This is a genomic window from Vibrio fluvialis (genome assembly GCF_900460245.1).
In the GTDB taxonomy this organism is placed as follows: domain Bacteria; phylum Pseudomonadota; class Gammaproteobacteria; order Enterobacterales; family Vibrionaceae; genus Vibrio; species Vibrio fluvialis.
Genome location: NZ_UHIP01000001.1, coordinates 2,108,722 through 2,127,037 on the forward strand (window position 1 = coordinate 2,108,722; position 18,316 = coordinate 2,127,037).

Genomic DNA, 18,316 nt, shown 5'->3' on the forward strand with positions numbered 1-18,316 from the left:
ATGAATGGCGGACAAATAGGTAACGTAGATCTAGTTAAGCAGCTAAATAGCGCTGCGGTTTATCGATTAATTGACCAACAGGGTCCAATTTCTCGAATCCAGGTTGCCGATGTAAGTCAGCTCGCTCCGGCCAGTGTGACTAAAATTACCCGCCAACTTCTTGAACGCGGCCTCATCAAAGAGGTCGCCCAACAAGCTTCCACAGGCGGCCGCAGGGCCATCTCTCTGACCACGGAAGTTGAACCTTTTCATTCGGTCGCAGTACGTCTTGGCCGCGATTACATTCAACTCAGCCTTTTCAATCTTGGTGGAAAAGAGCTGGCGTTTGCTTCCTATGAGTTTCACTACACTAACCAGCCTCAGCTTATCGAAGGCCTAGTGAGTCACCTCAAAGATTTCATTGCCCAGCAAAGCCAACTTATCGACCAGTTGATTGCCATTGGTATCGCATTACCTGGTCTGGTCAACCCTGAAACTGGTGTTGTGGAATACATTCCAAACGTCGATGTGGATGCACTGGCATTAGGCGACATTATTCGTGAACAATTCCATGTGGAATGTTTTGTCGGCAACGACGTACGTGGAATGGCGTTAGCCGAGCATTATTTTGGCGCCAGCCAAGACTGTCAGGACTCGATTCTGGTCAGCGTGCATCGCGGTACTGGCGCAGGGATTATTGTTAACGGCCAGGTATTTCTAGGTTCCAATCGCAACGTTGGGGAGATTGGCCACATTCAGATCGATCCACTTGGTGAACAGTGTCAGTGTGGTAATTTTGGTTGCCTTGAGACCGTGGCAACCAACCCAGCTATCGTTTCACGCGTGAAGAAACTCATCGCTCAAGGTTACGAATCGAGCTTATCCGAACTGAAAACCATCGCTATCGAAGATATTTGTCAGCATGCTAATGCTGGCGACGAGTTGGCCAAGCAAGCTTTAGTTCGTGTCGGCAACCAACTGGGTAAAGCGATTGCGATTACAATTAACCTGTTCAACCCTCAGAAAATTGTCATTGCTGGCCAGATTACCGATTCTCCGGACATCATCTTTCCGGCCATTTTGCGCAATGTGGAAAATCAGTCGCTGAAAACATTCCATCGCCATTTGCCGATCGTAACATCGCAAATCGACAAGCAGCCAACCATCAGCGCGTTTGCAATGATAAAACGCGCCATGCTGAATGGAGTTCTGTTACAAAAATTGCTTGAAGATTAATCAGGTGATTGTTCTATAATATTGGGCCGTATCTCTATGAAGATACGGCCCTTTTTATTACAAAAATATAAGAAACGTTATGGATCTGATTTTTATATCTGCTGCGTTCATCGTTGGTTTCGTTGCGCTCAAACTTCATTTACCTCCGCTGGTCGGATTCCTGATTGCTGGTTTCGGACTGAAACTTTACGGCTTCGAGTCTAACGAAACGATCTCGATGCTCGCCGATCTCGGTGTGACGCTGATGCTGTTCACTATCGGCTTAAAACTGGACATCAAAACGCTGCTCGAAAAAGAGATATGGGCGGGAGCAACGATTCACAATATCGTTTCAACAGCGGTCTTTACACTCGCTTTAGTTGCCTTTAAGTTCCTTGGCCTCGATAGCCTGAGTTCTGTTCCTTTCAGCAGTTTACTATTGCTCGGTTTTGCACTTTCCTTCTCCAGCACTGTATTTGCAGTAAAGTCGTTGCAAGAAAAGGGAGAAATGAATTCAACCTATGGCACGCTAGCGATAGGTATTCTGGTCATGCAGGATATCTTTGCCGTCATATTCCTCACCGCTTCGACGGGAAAATTGCCTGAATGGTACGCGATTGGATTGTTCATTCTGCCATTCCTTCGTCCATTGTTATTCGAGCTTCTTGACTGGGTAGGCCACGGCGAAATGCTGATCCTGCTCGGTATTTTCCTTGCCCTCGTGGTGGGTGCGGGATCATTCGAACTGGTAGGTATGAAACCTGACTTAGGGGCGTTGATTCTCGGCCTAATGCTTGCCAAACATCGCAAAGCGTCCGAATTGTCCAAAGCCTTGTTCAATCTCAAAGAGCTGTTTCTGGTTTGCTTCTTCCTTAATATCGGTTTGTCTGAAGAGCCAACACCGACTGGTTTCGTGCTGGCGTTATTGCTCCTCATTCTGCTACCGATCAAAGGGGCGTTGTACTTCTGGGTGATCAACAAGTTCCATTTCAGAGTGCGAACCTCGCTCTTGGCCTCCCTGTCATTGTTTAACTTCAGTGAGTTTGGTCTGATTGTCGGCGGACTGGCGTTTAAGATGGGGTGGTTACCCGGCGACATTTTGGTCGCACTGGCGATCTCTGTCTCGCTTTCGTTTATTCTGGCAGCCCCACTCGGACGCAAAGGCCACGCAATTTATCAACGTTCTTCGCATTGGTTTCATGAGTATCTCCCAGATGAGCTCCATCAACGCGACAAGCTTATCAATCCAGGCAACGCACAGGTATTGATTCTCGGTATGGGGCGTATCGGTACTGGTGCTTATGAAGAACTACATCACCGATATGGACCGATATCTCTCGGTGTGGAACTGCGTGAAGACGCGGCTCAGGGACATCGTGAAGAGGGGCGCAACGTCATCAGCGGCGATGCGACTGACCCTGATTTTTGGGAACGAATTCTGGATACAGGTCAGGTGAAAATGGTGCTATTGGCAATGCCCCACCATCAGGCAAACCAGATTGCACTTTCACTGCTTAAAAAACGCCATTTTAAAGGTCAGATAGCAGCGATTGCCGAGTATCCTGACCAAATGGAAAATCTGATCGAAGAGGGAGCGCATGCAGCGTTCAACATCTACAGTGAGGCAGGTACCGGCTTTGCTCGCCACGTATGCGAACAGTTAAAACCCACATTCATCCGCTATTGATAATTAAGAAAAAAGGAGCTTAAGCTCCTTTTTTTCATCTGTTTTGCTGTCTTTTTCACCAAAAACTAAACGTCATTCACCAATTTAGTTTATAAATTAAATAAAATTCACCACAATGACTTTTCTTTAAACTTTTTAATACTTATGGGTTGCCTTTTTTAATCAAAGTGGCAAATTGAAGTCATCTGATTAAAAGTCGTCTAATTAAGGAAAGTTGTATGTGTTCTATCTTCGGTATTTTAGACATTAAAAGTGACGCCGCCACACTTCGCCCTGTGGCTTTGGAAATGTCTAAAAAACTTCGTCACCGTGGCCCGGACTGGTCAGGTATCTACGCATCAGACCGCGCAATTCTTGCTCACGAACGTCTGGCCATCGTAGGTCTGAATAGTGGCGCGCAACCTCTTTATAGCCCAGATAGAAAACTTATCCTTGCGGTAAACGGCGAGATCTATAACCACAAAGAAATCCGTGCACGCTACGCAGGTAAGTATGAATTTCAAACCGATTCTGACTGTGAAGTGATTCTGGCCCTGTATCAGGATAAAGGCGCAGATTTGCTGGAAGAGCTAAACGGTATCTTTGCTTTCGTTCTGTACGACGAAGAAAAAGACGAGTATCTGGTCGGTCGCGACCACATCGGTATCATTCCGCTGTACCAAGGTCACGATGAACACGGCAACTACTATGTGGCTTCAGAAATGAAGGCTCTGGTTCCAGTATGTAAAACCATCAGCGAATTTCCTCCAGGCTGTTCATACAGCTCAAAAGATGCGGAACCAAAACGTTACTACACCCGTGATTGGAACGAATTTGACGCAGTCAAAGACAACGTCAGCAGTAAAGAAGATCTGACCAAGGCGTTGGAAGATGCGGTTAAACGTCAGCTGATGACCGACGTACCTTACGGCGTATTGTTATCTGGTGGCCTAGATTCATCGATCACATCAGCAATCGCAAAACGTTTTGCGGCAATGCGTATCGAAGATGATGAGAAATCCGCAGCATGGTGGCCACAATTGCACTCGTTTGCTATCGGTCTTGAAGGCGCGCCTGACCTGAAGGCCGCGCGTGAAGTCGCAGACAAACTAGGCACGGTTCACCATGAAATGACGTACACCGTTCAGGAAGGTCTGGATGCGATTCGTGACGTGATCTACCACATCGAAACCTATGATGTAACGACAATCCGTGCGTCTACGCCAATGTTCCTGATGGGCCGTAAGATCAAAGCTATGGGTATCAAAATGGTACTCTCCGGTGAAGGTGCAGACGAAATCTTCGGTGGTTACCTATACTTCCACAAAGCACCAAACGCGAAAGAGTTCCACGAAGAGACGGTGCGTAAACTGCTGGCTCTGAATATGTTTGACTGCGCCCGTGCAAACAAATCTCTGGCTGCCTGGGGGGTGGAAGGTCGTGTACCATTCCTGGACAAAGAGTTCATCGACGTTGCAATGCGCCTAAACCCAGCAGACAAAATGTGTGGCAACGGCAAAATGGAGAAACACATTCTGCGTGAATGCTTCCAACACTATCTACCAGATTCAATCGCGTGGCGTCAGAAAGAGCAGTTCTCTGATGGCGTAGGCTACAACTGGATTGATACTCTGAAAGCCACGGCAGAAGCGAAAGTGACCGATCAACAGATGGAAACGGCGAAATTCCGCTTCCCTTACAACACGCCAACCACCAAAGAAGGTTACGTGTACCGCGAAATTTTTGAAGAATTGTTCCCACTGGAATCAGCGGCGCGCTGTGTACCAGGAGGCCCTTCAGTCGCGTGTTCATCGGCAAAAGCAATCGAGTGGGATGAATCATTCAAAAACTGTATCGACCCATCAGGTCGAGCAGTGAAAGCCGTTCACAACGAAGCATACTAAGAAAAAAAAGGCGCCTTGAGCGCCTTTTTTCGTTCAATCATTTATCAAATACCAAGACTGTCCGCTACTTTTTAAAATCGAGATGTTTGTTATCGATACTCAAAGCGACAGGCTGGCTGATCATTTTGACCAGCATGATAGAACGGGTTTCACCATCCGGTTCCTGATAAATTGCCTTCAAGCCACAGAATTGCCCACCTTTCACTTCGATTTCTTGACCTGGCTTTGGCAGCTCAACACTCGGTGTTTCACTCTTCGCCGAAGACTCTAACTGCTTAAGGTCATAAATCAGATCGCCTTGCAGCTCTTTGGGTTCAGAGCCGAAACGAATGAAGTCGGAGACACCGCGAGTTGAGCGGACAGTTGTAAAACTCGGTCCGACATTAAAGTCAAACCGCACAAACATATAAGATGGAAACAGCGGCTCTTTAACCGTCTGACGCTTGCCACGACGAATCTTCTCTACTTCGATCTCTGGGTAAAAACACTCTACTCCCTGATTTTCAAGGTGCATTTTTGCTCTTAATTGTTCACCTCGTTTACAGTACAGCAAATACCAACGTTTCATTTCTTATCAACTCTTTTCCAATTGGTCGCGATTTTTAGCCGAAAATCACTACTTAATACCAATATATGAATTTGTAACATCGTAAAGGCAAAGTGTAACCAAATATGAAATTTTAGTTTTCACAAAAAGTTAACTTCATCATCTACGCGTAACACTTTGCATTTCAATTAGTTAGACAAAACAGTTCATAAAACAACCAAATAACGCTATTGCAGCCTTATCATCTTGGATGTATACGTACCTGCCAAATAAAAAACTTCAATGCATTACATTAACCAAAATAATACTCTTAACGAGAATTTATAACATACACCTCTATCTTAATAGGCACTCCTTGTTTATCTCGAACTGAAGACGCGGGGAGTCGCCAAGATAAGGTTGATTACAGGAAGCTCTTTATGTCTGACTTGAATATATTCAAGCAACCTAAATCATTCTATCTGATTTTTTCTATCGAATTCTGGGAACGTTTCGGTTTTTACGGGATGCAAGCCATCCTGACCGTTTACCTAGTAAAAATTCTGGGTATGAATGAGTCATCATCATTTGTCCTGTTCGGTGCATTTTCCGCTTTAGTTTATGGTTTCGTCGCGGCGGGTGGCTGGATCGGCGACAAAGTGATTGGTACCAAACGAGCAATCACGCTGGGTGCCATTATCCTGATGATCGGTTACGTCTTACTGGGTATGTCGACCACCAAAGACCACTTCGGCGGCGAAACTCTGATTTACATCGCAATGGGCTTTATCACTGTTGGTAACGGCCTGTTCAAAGCGAACCCTTCAAGTCTGCTGGCCAAAGTTTATCCTGAAAACGACCCTCGTCTCGATGGCGCCTTCACCATGTATTACATGGCGATCAACTTGGGTTCATTCTTCTCGATGATCATCACTCCAATCGTGGCAGAACGTGCAGGTTACGGCCTGGCATTTGGTGTGAGTGCCATTGGTCTGGCAATCACAGCCGTCAACTTCATCATTTGCCAAGGTATGCTGAAAAGTGTCGGCTCTCCGGCTGACCTGAAACCAGTGAACAAAAGCTACTTGCTGGCAGTAATCATCGGCTCAATCATCGCAAGCTTTGTATGTAGTTACCTCCTACAAAACCTATCGCTGGCACACGGCATCCTGGTTATTGCTGGCCTGACCATCGTTAGCTTCTACTTTAAGGAAGCGTTCTCTATCACAGGTCTAGAACGCCAGAAAATGCTGGTTGCATTTGTATTGATGCTGCAAGGTATTGTGTTTTTCGTACTCTACTTCCAGATGCCAACATCACTGAACTTCTTTGCGATTCACAACGTAAGCCACGATATTCTCGGCTTTAACGTTGAACCAGAGCAATTCCAGGCACTGAACCCATTCTGGATCATGCTGGCCAGCCCGGTACTGGCGATGATATACGGCAAACTGGGTGACCGTCTGGCAATGCCATTCAAATTCGCTATCGGTATGGGCTTGTGTGCGCTGTCATTCCTAATCCTGTCTTGGGGAGCTAACTTTGCCAATACAGATGGCATCATCAGTTCGAACTGGTTGATCCTGTGCTACGCATTCCAATCTATTGGCGAACTACTGGTTTCCGGTTTAGGTCTGGCGATGGTCGCTCAATTGGTCCCACAACGTATGATGGGGTTTGCGATGGGCATGTGGTTCCTGACCTCAGCAACCGCTGCTGTGATCGCGGGTTGGGTAGCAAGTCTGACATCAGTACCTTCGCACATTGCGTCATCAACTGAGTCTTTGGCTATTTATGGCGACGTGTTCGGTAAGATTGGTTACGCAACGGCTGCAATCACTGTGATTACTTTCCTGATTGCACCAAAGCTGGCGAAAATCTGCCGCGGTGAAAACGAAACTGCTCTGGAAACAGCGCAAGCGTAATCTCGCTGATAAGCCTCTTATCTTGCTAAAAAGCCTCAGCAACTGCTGAGGCTTTTTTATTCGTATCGATTTTCACGACGGGTTTTACTTGAAGTTAGCGCTCTAGAGCATTTCTTCCACCAGCTTAGCCATCATCTGAATATGGCTGGCTGAAGCGTTAAGACACTCGATGTAGTGGAAGGCTTCCCCACCCGCATGCAGGAAAATCTCCTGATTTTGTTCAGAGATTTCTTCGAGAGTTTCCAGACAATCCACCGAAAATGCTGGGCAGAGAATATCCAGTTTTTTGATCCCCTTGGCGGGTAAGTCTTCCATCGTTTTATCCGTGTAAGGTTGTAACCACTCTTCTTTCCCGAACTGAGACTGGTAAGTCATCATAACTTTATCATCCGCCAGCCCTAACTCTGTTGCCAACAATCGGGTGGTTGCAGCACAGTGCAGCGGATAAATGTCACCATTGTCCGCATAACGTTTCGGAATACCGTGATAAGAACAAACCAACAGGTCGCCCTGACCATTTTCCTCCCACGACTGGCGCACCTTTTCTGCCAATGCCCGGATGTATAGCGGATGATCATGATAGTCACGCACAAAATGCAGCTCTGGTACCAACGAGACCTTCTTCATTGCCTTCGCCAGACCATCAAACACGGCAGCTGTGGTGGTACCGGAATATTGTGGATAGAGCGGCAACACAATGATGGATTCCACCCCTTGTTGTTGCAGACGTTCTACCCCACTTTGCAAGCTTGGTGCACCGTAAGTCATACCCAGTTCGACGGGCACGTTTAGCAGTTGTTTCAGACCCGCTTGCTGGCGCTTGGAGTAGACCATCAGCGGCGATCCCTCCTCCATCCAGATGCTTTGATAAAGCTTGGCAACTTTAGGCGAGCGAATAGGCAGAATGATACCGTGCAAAATCGGGCACCACAGCCAACGACTCATATCTACCACGCGATGATCATGGAGAAATTCACCGAGAAACCGTTTAACAGCAGGCGCAGTCGGCGCTTCCGGGGTGCCAAGATTAGCTAACAAGACACCGTATTTTTTGTTTTTTTGCATAGCTTCCTGTCGAGTTGTTTTTAGCTGCGGCTTGAGCTCGCAGAGCGTAAGACATTGTCTGCCACCAAGGCAAAACACGGTCGTTGTACGCGAAATCCGCGGAAAAAGTTCATAAAAAAAGCGACCTTACGGTCGCTTAACTATAACAAAATTCTTAAAAAATTTGATAATAGGTATTATCTATTATGCTAATGCCTTCTCGATATCAGCACTCACTTCAGCAACCTGCTTGGTGCCGTCAAACTTCAGGTAAGTCGTGTTACCCGCCGCCGCTTCTTTACCGTAGTATTCGATCAGTGGCGCTGTTTGAGTGTGGTATACGTCCAGACGTGCACGAACGGTTTCTTCTTTGTCGTCATCACGAACAACCAGATCTTCACCCGTTACGTCGTCTTTACCTTCCACTTTTGGTGGGTTGTAAACAACGTGGTAAGTACGACCAGAAGCCAGGTGAGCACGACGACCCGCCATACGCTCAACGATCACATCATCAGCAACGTCGAATTCAATCACGTAATCCACGTTTACGCCCATCTCTTTCAGGCCGTCTGCTTGTGGGATCGTGCGTGGGAAGCCATCCAGTAGGAAACCCTGTTTGCAATCTTCTTCAGCAATACGCTCTTTGATCAGGCCCAGAATGATTTCATCAGAAACTAGCTGACCTGCGTCGATAACAGCTTTTGCTTGTTTGCCAAGCTCTGTACCCGCTTTGATCGCCGCACGCAGCATGTCACCAGTAGAGATTTGTGGAATACCGTATTTCTCCATGATGAATTGAGCTTGTGTGCCTTTACCTGCACCTGGAGCACCTAGAAGAATGATGCGCATGTTTAATCCTCTTAAGAAATGATATTTATACCGAAGCTCACAGTTCCCTCTGTTTCGAGACGGTAAGTTTCGGTATAAGGAGACCAATACAGTCTGCTCAAGCAAACTGGCGTGCAAAATACACGTGTTGGTAGTGACATTCAAGTTTGCGATTCTATCACAGAAAAACGATTGTCTGACGAGTCTAAGACTAAAGAATGCCAACCTGAGTGAAATTTCTCTGCGTTTGCATGAAAGGGCGCGCAACTTCACACCACGCCGTTCATGCTTCAAGAAAAAAGCTCGCACAAGGCGAGCTTTTTCATGGAATTATTCCACCTTAGTCAAAAGCTGGTTGATCGCGGTAACAAACTGCGACGGGTCTTCCATTGAGCCTCGTTCAGCCAGCATTGCTTGCCCCAGTAGGACCTCAACCCAACGGCCAAAGGCTTGCTGGTCTGGTTCATCAGCCATGCGTTTCACCATCGCATGTTCTGGGTTGATCTCCAGAATGTATTTCACTTCCGGAACCGCCTGACCAGCTGCTGCCAACAGTTTGGCCATCTGAGTCCCCATCTCAAAGTCATCAGTGACCACAACCGCAGGTGTCGATGCCAACTTGAACGTGGTACGCACGTCTTTAACCCGCTCGCCGAGATACTCTTTCACGCGTTCAACAACGGATTTAAATTCCTGTTCGGTTTCTTTGTGTTTCTCTTTTTCCGCTTCGTCTTCAAACTTGCTCAGATCCAAGCCCGCTTTGGTAATGGACTGGAACTGTTTGCCATCAAACTCGGTCAAGTAGTTCATCAGCCACTCATCGATGCGATCGTACATCAGGATCACTTCAATGCCTTTGGCTTTAAACTGCTCTAAGTGAGGGCTGTTTTTCGCGGCGGCATAACTGTCGGCAGTCAGATAGTAAATCTTGTCCTGGCCTTCTTTCATGCGCTCGACATAGGCATTCAGGCCGACATTTTGTTCAGCCGCATCGCTGTGTGTCGATGCAAAGCGCAACAGGCCAGCCACTTTCTCGCGGTTGGCGAAGTCTTCCGCCGGGCCCTCTTTCAGTACCAGACCGAACTCTTTCCAGAAGCTGAGGTATTTCTCTTCATCGTTCGAGGCCATACGCTCCAGCATGGTCAGAACACGTTTGGTACAAGCGTTGCGCAGCGATTGCGTGATTTTGTTGTCTTGCAGGATCTCACGCGACACGTTGAGCGGTAAATCGTTCGAGTCAATCAGGCCACGTACGAAACGCAGGTAAGAAGGCATGAACTGCTCAGCGTCATCCATGATGAATACGCGCTGCACGTAAAGTTTCAAGCCATGTTTATGATCACGGTTGTACATATCCCACGGCGCTTTCGCCGGAATGTACAGCAAGCTGGTGTAATCGTTTTTACCTTCAACCTTGTTGTGGCTCCAAGCCAGCGGTTCAGCAAAGTCGTGAGAGACGTGTTTGTAGAACTCTTGGTACTCTTCGTCACTGATTTCTGATTTGGAACGAGTCCACAGCGCTTGCGCTTTGTTGATCTGTTCCCACTTGGTCTCGCCACTCTCTTTGCCGTCTTCATCCAGTACGTTTGACTGAATATAAACCGGAATCCCAATGTGGTCAGAGTACTTAGAAATCACATCGCGCAGACGCCATTCGGACAGAAACTCTTTTCCTTCATCACGCAGATGAAGAATGATATCGGTACCACGATTGGCCTTGGTAATCGTCTCAACGGTGTACTCACCTTCACCTTTGGAGTACCATTGCACGCCTTCATCAGCCGTTAAACCAGCGGCACGTGTGCGGACAGTGACCGCGTCGGCCACGATGAATGCGGAGTAGAAACCTACACCAAACTGACCAATCAGCTGCGAATCTTTTGACTGTTCTTCAGATAATTTTGAGAAAAATTCAGCCGTACCTGACTTGGCAATGGTGCCCAAATGTTCAATGACGTCTTCACGACTCATACCAATACCGTTATCAGAGATAGTGATGGTATTGGCGTCCGTATCAAACGACAGCTTTACACCCAAGTCTGCGTCGCCGTCATACAGTTCCGGTTTTGACAGGGCTTGAAAACGTAACTTATCTGCCGCGTCGGAAGCGTTGGAAATCAGCTCTCGCAGGAAGATCTCTTTGTTGGAATACAAAGAGTGAATCATCAGATGAAGTAGTTGCTTAACTTCAGATTGAAAACCACGAGTTTCTTTGTTTGTCATTGCAGTTTCGCTCATATTAACTCCATAGCATCATTTCGGTTCCCCATGTCAGAGAACAAAAGGGGTATGAGGAACATCGATTTGGTATTAACATGTGGATTACGAATGTAAATTCAAGGTCAAAAACCATAAAAACACTGTTTTTTGTGTTTTTTTTGATTATCCTCTATCCGTATTTTTATCAAGGAAGATAAAAGCCCGTCAGTTCAAAAGTCGTATTTTAATTTGTTAACAAGGAAGACAATCTGGGTAGTTGATAGTCCAAGCTCTAATACTAATTAAAAAGAAGATATCGATGAGTAACACAGGCACAAAGTTCATTCTTGCTGATAGATTTACTTTCGACCCAACGAGCAATTCGCTAGTAGACAAAGACGCTGATAACGAGAATGTTCGTCTTGGAAGTAATGAAAGCCGTATTCTGTTAATGCTTTCTCAACGCCCTAATGAAGTGATCACCCGCAACGAACTTCACGATTTCGTGTGGCGTGAACAAGGTTTTGAAGTCGACGACTCCAGCCTGACTCAAGCCATCTCAACCCTACGTAAAATGCTGAAAGACTCGACCAAGTCGCCTCAGTTTGTGAAAACGGTTCCAAAACGTGGTTATCAGTTGATCGCGACCGTCGAAAGCGTTCAGCTCGATGCAAGTAAAGATCCTGATGCCATCGAGCAGTCAGATGAGTCTTACTCAAGTGCCGTATCCTCTTCAGAACTTGTCAGTCAAGCTGCTGTTTCTGAAGCAGTTATTACTCAGACGTCGCCTTCTGTAGACTCGACACCTGCGGCACCAAAACCACGAATGGATCTGTTCACTAAATTGATTCTGTTGGTTGCCGTCATACTGCCTATTTGTGTCATTTTGTTTACGACGCCTTCGCAGTCTAAATTTCGACGCTTGGCAGTGTTCAACGATGTGATTGTCAGCACGCCAATCAATCACCCGGATCTCACGTCGTGGCTGCCGCTGATTGAAAGCTGCGTAAGAAAATATGGTGAAATGCACACCGGCGAACTGGCCCCCAAAGAAGTCATTGCAACGGGCGGACACAGTAACCAACTGGTGTTGAATTACATTCACACGCCTCAGTTCTCAGGCGAAAACATCACCTTGAGAATCTTCGCTAACCAAGAAGATGTGAGTAAGATTTGCCAATGAAGAGTCATACCATGAACCGTAAATTCGCCTCTTTCCTGCTGTTTATCTCTGCTGCGTTCAGTGCTTGGTTCTACTGGGGCAGCGATCTTAAAATCGAACAGGTTCTGACCTCCCGAGAGTGGCAATCCAAAATGGTCACCCTGATTGGCAATAAGCAGCAGAACGATTCGGTCGGCCCTCTACGCCGCGTGGACATGACTTCCAACGTCAAATACTTGCCGAACGGCACTTACGTGCGAGTATCGATCGTCAAGCTGTATGCGGTTGATAAAACGGTGCCGGAGGACGTGATCAATATTTCCGAATCGGGCGACTGGGACGTCAGTGACAATTATCTGCTGGTATCACCCACTGAATTTAAAGACGTTTCATCAACACAGAGCAAAGACTTTACGCCACAACAACTCGACCTGATCACCCAACTGTTTAAGATGGATTCAGAACAGAGCCGTCGCATTGACATTGTGAACGAGAAAACGCTGCTACTCACCAGCCTGAATCACGGTTCGACGGTGCTGTTTAGTAACGGTTAACCGCAAAGAAATGATGTTTGCGAGCAATGCAACTTGAATTTTTCGCTCGCAAACTGACGAGAAGGACATCATGGATAAAGCTAAGATTGATATCTACTACTGCCGCCAATGCAACTGGATGTTGCGTTCAACCTGGCTCACGCAGGAATTGCTGCACACTTTCAGTGAAGAAATTGAAACCGTGAGTTTGCATCCCGATACTGGCGGTCGATTCGAAATCTTCTGCAACGGCGTGCAAATCTGGGAACGAAAACAGGACGGTGGCTTTCCAGAGGCTAAAGAGCTCAAACAACGCGTGCGCGATTTGATTGATCCCGAACGCGACCTTGGTCACTCAGACCGAAAGTAAGCAATGAATATTTTAAGGGCACCCATCGGTGCCCTTAATTGTCTTTACGCGCGAGTATCGGTTTGAGCAATGACATCGCCATCAAAGCTGCACACCTCAATGATACCGTGACGAAAACGGCCAAAACTGGCGGCAAAACCATTACGGGGAAAAGTCACGGATCCCGGATTAAACAGGTAGTTATGTGGTTGTTTTTCCGCTACCGGCACATGGGTGTGTCCGTGCACCAGTACATCCCCCTCTTTAAGGGGTGGTAGCTTATTCTGGTTGTACAGATGTCCGTGAGTGAGAAACAAACGCTGCCCAGACTCCAGAATGACCCAGGCGTAGTCCGCCATCATCGGAAACGTCAGTAACATCTGGTCGACTTCACTGTCACAATTTCCCCGCACCGCAATAATGCGATCAGCAAATGCATTGAGCCGCTCAGCGACAGCTGGCGGATTGTAACCTTCTGGAATGGGGTTTCTCGGCCCATGATTAAGAATATCACCCAGTAAAACCAGCGTATCGGCACCCGATTGCTGATACGCTAGCAAGACGCGTTCGGTGGCTGGCAGTGAACCGTGTAGATCTGAAGCAAAAAATAATTCCATTGCACACCTCTCGAATTAAACCCTGAGATTGTACGGTTTATGGTGTTATTCGTCATCTCTCGCCATGCCGTTGATCACGATATTGTTGTAACTGACCATGCCAATCACTTTACCATGTTCAATGACTGGCGCCCGGCTGATCCCAAATCGTTCAAACAGCCGCGCGCAATATTTGACGTTCATATCCGGCGAAACCGTCAGCGCTGGCTTGGTCATGATTTCGTAAATGTTGGTACGCTTTGGTGAGCGGTTTTTGGCCAACACTTTCTTGGCGATATCGTTCATCAACACAATGCCAAATTCGTCATCTTCGTGACGTTTGTTGACGATCAAGGCTTTTACCTCGTACTTTTTCGCCAGACAGATCCCTTCATGAACCGTGGTTAAACCGTCCACCATCACGTAGGTATTTGCCATCACGTCGCGCACATGGATTTTGTCTTCACGATTCATAGGTTGTCCTCGACTACTTTGGTTAATGTTGCCACCTGATGCGCCACTCCCACGGCATCCTCAATGTCGATTTGAATAGCGATGCCCTGCCCGGATTCCTGATCAAACTCGCCCACTTCACAAATTGTCTCCAGAATGTGACGCGACAAATGCTCTTCCACCATCAGCAGCACCACGTCTTTCTGCACCTCCAACGTCAAACCAAAGAAGGTGCGTTTTTTATTCAGTCCCTCTCCGCGAGCGTTATTGATAACAGTTGCACCAGTCGCCCCGGCATTACGCGCGGCGTCGAGCACGACATCAGTTTTGCTGTCTTCAACAAAGGCGAGTATCAGTTTAAACCTCATCATCTTGCTCCTTTAGATTCGCTTTTTGATTAAGCCATTGAGTGATTTGTGCATATCCCATCACCGACATCATCGGGAATAGACTGGCAAAGGCGATGAGGCCAAAGCCATCAATCATCGGATTACGTCCCGGAACCGTCGACGCCAGTCCCAGCCCCAACGCTGCCACTATCGGTACGGTGACCGTCGATGTGGTGACGCCACCAGAATCGTACGCCAGCGGTACAATCAGCTTCGGCGAGTAAAACGTTTGAATGACCACCACGATATAGCCCGCGATGATGTAGTACTGAATGGGGTCACCGACCACAATCCGATAACTGCCGAGAGCAATACCACACGCGACTCCCAGTGCAACCGCTATCCGTAAACCATTCACTTGAATCGCACCACCGGATACCTGATTGGCTTTGATAGCAACCGCTATCAAAGAGGGTTCGGCTATCGTGGTACTGAAACCAATCAGAAAGGCGAACAGATAAACCCAGTAATAATCCCCCCACTGCAACGTCTGTCCGACACTGAGTCGGAACTCTTCAAGAAACTCAGGGTCAGTCAGCTGGCGCGCCATCGTTTTACCCAGCGGAAACAGCGCCAGTTCCAGACCAAGTAAAAACAGCGACAAGCCAAGAATCACGTAACCAAAACCAATCAACACTTTTACGGGATTAGTCAGCGGTTTTCTCAGCACCGCAAACTGAAAGCCGAAAATAATCACCGCGATGGGGACAATATCCAGAATGGTGGAAAGTAACGTGTCGAAAAAATCTTGTCCGTCGATCATGTCACCACCATGCCAAATACCATGACGAACATCATCGGCAGCAGCGATGCAAACGCGATCAAGCCAAAGCCATCCAACATAGGATTCCGCTCTTTAATCGATGACGCTAACCCGACACCCAATGCCGTCACCAGCGGCACGGTAATGGTTGATGTCGTGACACCACCCGAATCGTAGGCAATACCGATGATCGATTCGGGCGCAAACGCAGTCAGGATCACCACGCCGACATAGCCAAACGCAATCATGTAGTGAATCGGCCATCCTCTCAGGATCCTCAGTACGCCAATCACAATCGCAAGGCCCACCGATACCGCCACAGTCACCCTCAACCCTTGTGCATAATCGTGCCGAGCCAGAGGGGTGTCTGCAATCATTCCGCCTTGTGAGGCAACCTTTGCCGCTTCTTCTGCCACCGCGGTCAGCGCGGGTTCCGCAATGGTGGTTCCGAATCCGAGACAGAAAGCAAAGACTAACAACCAGAATAAGCTACCTTTGCGGGCAAAAGCCTGAGCCATGGACTCTCCGATCGGAAACAGCCCCATTTCCAGGCCAAAGATGAAAAAAGTGAGCCCGAGCACCACCAGCACCAATCCACTCAGCACGCTCAGCAAATGCGGTAGCGGCTCCTGCAACACAAACAGCTGGAAAAAAGCAATCACCAGCACAATCGGCATCAAGTCGCGCAAACTGCCCAACATCGCTTTGAGTAATGCTAACGCCCCAGCCATAGTCGCTCCGATACAATTCCTTACACTTATAATGGCAAAGGATAAATCCACGTGATGTGACACGCTTTACGGGGTGGGTAAAAAGTCATCAAAGGTTAAAAAACAGAATGTTGGCACTTAGCAAAGATTCCCTTAAGCTGATCCTCAGGCAGCGGCAGCTATACTTAAGCGAAGCAAGGAGGCGACATGAAAATATTGATCACTGGTGGTACAGGCTTTATCGGCCGAGAGCTGATAAAACTACTCATGACCCATGATTTGGTCGTCTTAACCCGCAATGCCGCTCAGGCCAAAGCAAAGTTGGCCCATATCCAGAATGAGAGGCTCGATTTTCTGGAAAGCTTAGAAGAGCTGCACGATCTCAATACGTTCGATGCGGTCATCAATCTCGCCGGTGAACCCATTGCCGATAAACGTTGGACCAGTGCGCAAAAACAGCGAATTTGTGACAGCCGATGGAAGCTGACCGAAAAACTGGTGGAATTGATTCATGCCAGTGCAAAGCCACCTCAAGTATTAATCAGCGGTTCGGCCGTCGGCTATTACGGCGATCAGCAAGATCATCCGTTTGACGAAAGTCTGCAGGTCAAATCGAGCCGCTTTTCCCATCATGTGTGTGAAACCTGGGAAGAGATTGCCCTCCATGCGCAGTCGGACCGCACCCGCGTATGCCTGCTTCGCACCGGAGTTGTACTGGCCCCCGAAGGTGGCGCGTTGAAAAAAATGTTACCGCCCTATCGATTAGGTCTTGGTGGCCCAATTGGCAATGGCCAACAGTATATGCCTTGGATACACATGTGCGACATGGTGCGGGGTATCGTGTTTCTGCTGGAAACGGAACATGCTCAGGGCGCCTTTAATCTGTGCGCGCCACATCCGGTCAGCAATTTGATCTTCAGCCGCAGCTTAGCTGCCACGCTCAAAAAGCCACACGTGCTCACTACCCCTCAATGGGCCATTCGCCTGTTGATGGGAGAAGCCAGTGAATTGCTTTTTGACAGCATTCGCGCCAAACCCAAAAAACTAACGGAACTGGGGTTTCAGTTCACTTACTCTCGAATCGACCCCGCCCTGAAGCATTTACTTCAGCATCAGGCTTGATCGCATTCTGACTTGGATATTTCATGACTCGTTCAATATTAATCACCGGCTGTTCTTCCGGCATTGGCTACATGGCCGCCACACAACTCCACCAACGCGGCTATCAGGTGATTGCTTCCTGCCGCCATCTTAAGGACGTCGAACGTCTCAAGGCTGAAGGCCTCACCTGCATTCAACTCGACCTCAGTGATGAGGAAAGTATTCGCGCAGGCGTAGAACAAGCTCTCACATTCTCGGCGAATAAACTGGATGCGGTGTTTAACAATGGTGCTTACGGCCAACCGGGAGCATTAGAAGATTTACCAACGGAAGCTCTGCGCGCTCAGTTTGAAACCAACTTCTTTGGCTGGCATACCCTGACCACGGCTTTGCTCCCCCACTTTCGTCAGCAAGGTCACGGACGGATAGTGCAGAACAGCTCAATTCTGGGCTTTGCCGCGATGAAATACCGCGGCGCGTACAACGCATCCAAGTTTGCCCTTGAAGGCTGGACAGATACCCTTCGGCTGGAATTGCGAGAGAGCGGCATTCACATCAGCTCAATCGAACCCGGCCCGATTGAAACCCAATTTCGCGCCAATGCTCTGGTGGCGTTCAAGCGTTGGATACCCGTCGACAACTCTGTACACGCTCAGCAATATCACGCCCAGCTGGCCAGATTAGGCAATGACAAATCCAACAATGCGTTTGTTCTTCCCGCTGAAGCTTGCCTAGCGCCACTCCTGCATGCTCTGGAATCCCCGCGTCCGCGCCTGCGTTACCGCGTGACAACACCAACAAAAATCTTTGCGGTGTTAAAACGTCTTCTTCCCGGACGAACTTTGGACAAACTGCTGAACAAAGCAGCGTAAAATTATAATTTTGTCATTAATGCGTAACATTTCGATGCCATGATGAAGCTCGAAGTGAACAATTTCACTTCACCTTAACTGATTCTTTAGCGTTGCATTGGA

Annotated in this window: 18 protein-coding genes; 9 read left to right on the plus strand and 9 right to left on the minus strand. The window is 47.8% G+C overall.

Annotation, left to right across the window (positions count from 1 at the left end; all coding sequences use genetic code 11):
• The 3 genes from nagC to asnB all read left to right on the plus strand — a co-directional run bounded on the left by nagC (position 1) and on the right by asnB (position 4,764).
• The gene (gene nagC, locus DYA43_RS09905) at positions 1-1,215 is read left to right on the plus strand and encodes a DNA-binding transcriptional regulator NagC (RefSeq protein WP_020431792.1); all 1,215 of its coding nucleotides are present in this window, start codon (positions 1-3) and stop codon (positions 1,213-1,215) included.
• Positions 1,216-1,294: 79 nt separating this feature from the next.
• Positions 1,295-2,881: a cation:proton antiporter domain-containing protein gene (locus DYA43_RS09910; protein WP_032079938.1), complete on the plus strand. Its 1,587-nt coding sequence runs from the start codon at positions 1,295-1,297 to the stop codon at positions 2,879-2,881.
• 218 nt (positions 2,882-3,099) lie between these two features.
• Positions 3,100-4,764: an asparagine synthase B gene (gene asnB, locus DYA43_RS09915; protein WP_020431796.1), complete on the plus strand. Its 1,665-nt coding sequence runs from the start codon at positions 3,100-3,102 to the stop codon at positions 4,762-4,764.
• A 64-nt stretch (positions 4,765-4,828) separates the two neighbouring features.
• Here the strand turns inward: asnB and rfaH are convergent, their stop codons facing one another.
• Positions 4,829-5,332 (minus strand): transcription/translation regulatory transformer protein RfaH, encoded by a 504-nt coding sequence (gene rfaH, locus DYA43_RS09920; RefSeq protein WP_020431798.1) that lies wholly within the window; start codon positions 5,330-5,332, stop codon positions 4,829-4,831.
• 398 nt (positions 5,333-5,730) lie between these two features.
• On the opposite strand from rfaH, the gene dtpA reads away from it, so the two are divergent.
• Positions 5,731-7,215, plus strand: a complete 1,485-nt coding sequence (gene dtpA, locus DYA43_RS09925; RefSeq protein WP_020327966.1) for a dipeptide/tripeptide permease DtpA — start codon at positions 5,731-5,733, stop codon at positions 7,213-7,215.
• Positions 7,216-7,317: 102 nt separating this feature from the next.
• Here the strand turns inward: dtpA and hemH are convergent, their stop codons facing one another.
• The 3 genes from hemH to htpG form a co-directional block, all read right to left on the minus strand.
• Positions 7,318-8,280, minus strand: coding sequence for a ferrochelatase (hemH, locus tag DYA43_RS09930; protein ID WP_061056743.1), 963 nt, complete (start codon positions 8,278-8,280; stop codon positions 7,318-7,320).
• Positions 8,281-8,463: 183 nt separating this feature from the next.
• A complete protein-coding gene (gene adk, locus DYA43_RS09935; protein WP_020327968.1) occupies positions 8,464-9,108 on the minus strand; it encodes an adenylate kinase in 645 nt (214 codons plus the stop codon).
• 309 nt (positions 9,109-9,417) lie between these two features.
• On the minus strand, positions 9,418-11,325 hold the full coding sequence (gene htpG, locus DYA43_RS09940) for a molecular chaperone HtpG (protein ID WP_032080347.1): 1,908 nt from the start codon (positions 11,323-11,325) through the stop codon (positions 9,418-9,420).
• A 280-nt stretch (positions 11,326-11,605) separates the two neighbouring features.
• On the opposite strand from htpG, the gene DYA43_RS09945 reads away from it, so the two are divergent.
• From DYA43_RS09945 to DYA43_RS09955, 3 genes are all read left to right on the plus strand, one after another.
• On the plus strand, positions 11,606-12,469 hold the full coding sequence (locus DYA43_RS09945) for a transcriptional regulator (protein WP_061056744.1): 864 nt from the start codon (positions 11,606-11,608) through the stop codon (positions 12,467-12,469).
• An 11-nt stretch (positions 12,470-12,480) separates the two neighbouring features.
• Positions 12,481-13,002 (plus strand): regulatory protein ToxS, encoded by a 522-nt coding sequence (locus DYA43_RS09950; RefSeq protein WP_020327971.1) that lies wholly within the window; start codon positions 12,481-12,483, stop codon positions 13,000-13,002.
• A 70-nt stretch (positions 13,003-13,072) separates the two neighbouring features.
• Positions 13,073-13,351 carry an Rdx family protein gene (locus tag DYA43_RS09955; RefSeq protein WP_020327972.1) on the plus strand — a complete coding sequence of 93 codons (279 nt, stop codon included), beginning with the start codon at positions 13,073-13,075 and terminating at the stop codon, positions 13,349-13,351.
• A gap of 44 nt (positions 13,352-13,395) precedes the next feature.
• Here DYA43_RS09955 and yfcE read toward each other — a convergent pair whose 3' ends face one another.
• From yfcE to DYA43_RS09980, 5 genes are read right to left on the minus strand one after another with little or no spacing between them, the layout of a single operon-like run.
• Positions 13,396-13,947 (minus strand): phosphodiesterase, encoded by a 552-nt coding sequence (gene yfcE, locus DYA43_RS09960; protein ID WP_020327973.1) that lies wholly within the window; start codon positions 13,945-13,947, stop codon positions 13,396-13,398.
• Between the two features lie 45 nt (positions 13,948-13,992).
• Complete coding sequence (locus DYA43_RS09965) at positions 13,993-14,400, minus strand: CBS domain-containing protein (RefSeq protein WP_020327974.1); 408 nt, start codon at positions 14,398-14,400, stop codon at positions 13,993-13,995.
• Positions 14,397-14,747 (minus strand): P-II family nitrogen regulator, encoded by a 351-nt coding sequence (locus DYA43_RS09970; RefSeq protein WP_020327975.1) that lies wholly within the window; start codon positions 14,745-14,747, stop codon positions 14,397-14,399. Before DYA43_RS09970 ends, DYA43_RS09965 begins: the two co-directional genes overlap by 4 nt.
• A complete protein-coding gene (locus DYA43_RS09975; RefSeq protein ID WP_032081787.1) occupies positions 14,737-15,531 on the minus strand; it encodes a DUF1538 domain-containing protein in 795 nt (264 codons plus the stop codon). Before DYA43_RS09975 ends, DYA43_RS09970 begins: the two co-directional genes overlap by 11 nt.
• Positions 15,528-16,262 carry a DUF1538 domain-containing protein gene (locus tag DYA43_RS09980; protein WP_020327977.1) on the minus strand — a complete coding sequence of 245 codons (735 nt, stop codon included), beginning with the start codon at positions 16,260-16,262 and terminating at the stop codon, positions 15,528-15,530. Before DYA43_RS09980 ends, DYA43_RS09975 begins: the two co-directional genes overlap by 4 nt.
• Before the next feature lie 186 nt (positions 16,263-16,448).
• Here DYA43_RS09980 and DYA43_RS09985 point away from each other — a divergent pair, with 186 nt between their 5' ends.
• Both DYA43_RS09985 and DYA43_RS09990 read left to right on the plus strand, forming a co-directional pair.
• The gene (locus tag DYA43_RS09985; RefSeq protein WP_055452569.1) at positions 16,449-17,363 is read left to right on the plus strand and encodes a TIGR01777 family oxidoreductase; all 915 of its coding nucleotides are present in this window, start codon (positions 16,449-16,451) and stop codon (positions 17,361-17,363) included.
• Between the two features lie 23 nt (positions 17,364-17,386).
• On the plus strand, positions 17,387-18,214 hold the full coding sequence (locus DYA43_RS09990; RefSeq protein ID WP_061056745.1) for an SDR family oxidoreductase: 828 nt from the start codon (positions 17,387-17,389) through the stop codon (positions 18,212-18,214).
• Positions 18,215-18,316 lie beyond the last annotated feature (102 nt).

What these genes read in the sequence shown, in the direction of transcription:
- DYA43_RS09985 (WP_055452569.1), top strand. Translation starts at nt 16,449, where the DNA reads ATGAAAATATTGATCACTGGTGGTACAGGCTTTATCGGCCGAGAGCTG.
- yfcE (WP_020327973.1), bottom strand. Translation starts at nt 13,947, where the DNA reads ATGGAATTATTTTTTGCTTCAGATCTACACGGTTCACTGCCAGCCACC.
- nagC (WP_020431792.1), top strand. Translation starts at nt 1, where the DNA reads ATGAATGGCGGACAAATAGGTAACGTAGATCTAGTTAAGCAGCTAAAT.
- DYA43_RS09955 (WP_020327972.1), top strand. Translation starts at nt 13,073, where the DNA reads ATGGATAAAGCTAAGATTGATATCTACTACTGCCGCCAATGCAACTGG.
- DYA43_RS09970 (WP_020327975.1), bottom strand. Translation starts at nt 14,747, where the DNA reads ATGAGGTTTAAACTGATACTCGCCTTTGTTGAAGACAGCAAAACTGAT.
- dtpA (WP_020327966.1), top strand. Translation starts at nt 5,731, where the DNA reads ATGTCTGACTTGAATATATTCAAGCAACCTAAATCATTCTATCTGATT.
- DYA43_RS09910 (WP_032079938.1), top strand. Translation starts at nt 1,295, where the DNA reads ATGGATCTGATTTTTATATCTGCTGCGTTCATCGTTGGTTTCGTTGCG.
- DYA43_RS09965 (WP_020327974.1), bottom strand. Translation starts at nt 14,400, where the DNA reads ATGAATCGTGAAGACAAAATCCATGTGCGCGACGTGATGGCAAATACC.
- hemH (WP_061056743.1), bottom strand. Translation starts at nt 8,280, where the DNA reads ATGCAAAAAAACAAAAAATACGGTGTCTTGTTAGCTAATCTTGGCACC.
- DYA43_RS09990 (WP_061056745.1), top strand. Translation starts at nt 17,387, where the DNA reads ATGACTCGTTCAATATTAATCACCGGCTGTTCTTCCGGCATTGGCTAC.
- DYA43_RS09945 (WP_061056744.1), top strand. Translation starts at nt 11,606, where the DNA reads ATGAGTAACACAGGCACAAAGTTCATTCTTGCTGATAGATTTACTTTC.
- DYA43_RS09975 (WP_032081787.1), bottom strand. Translation starts at nt 15,531, where the DNA reads ATGATCGACGGACAAGATTTTTTCGACACGTTACTTTCCACCATTCTG.
- htpG (WP_032080347.1), bottom strand. Translation starts at nt 11,325, where the DNA reads ATGAGCGAAACTGCAATGACAAACAAAGAAACTCGTGGTTTTCAATCT.
- rfaH (WP_020431798.1), bottom strand. Translation starts at nt 5,332, where the DNA reads ATGAAACGTTGGTATTTGCTGTACTGTAAACGAGGTGAACAATTAAGA.
- adk (WP_020327968.1), bottom strand. Translation starts at nt 9,108, where the DNA reads ATGCGCATCATTCTTCTAGGTGCTCCAGGTGCAGGTAAAGGCACACAA.
- asnB (WP_020431796.1), top strand. Translation starts at nt 3,100, where the DNA reads ATGTGTTCTATCTTCGGTATTTTAGACATTAAAAGTGACGCCGCCACA.
- DYA43_RS09950 (WP_020327971.1), top strand. Translation starts at nt 12,481, where the DNA reads ATGAACCGTAAATTCGCCTCTTTCCTGCTGTTTATCTCTGCTGCGTTC.
- DYA43_RS09980 (WP_020327977.1), bottom strand. Translation starts at nt 16,262, where the DNA reads ATGGCTGGGGCGTTAGCATTACTCAAAGCGATGTTGGGCAGTTTGCGC.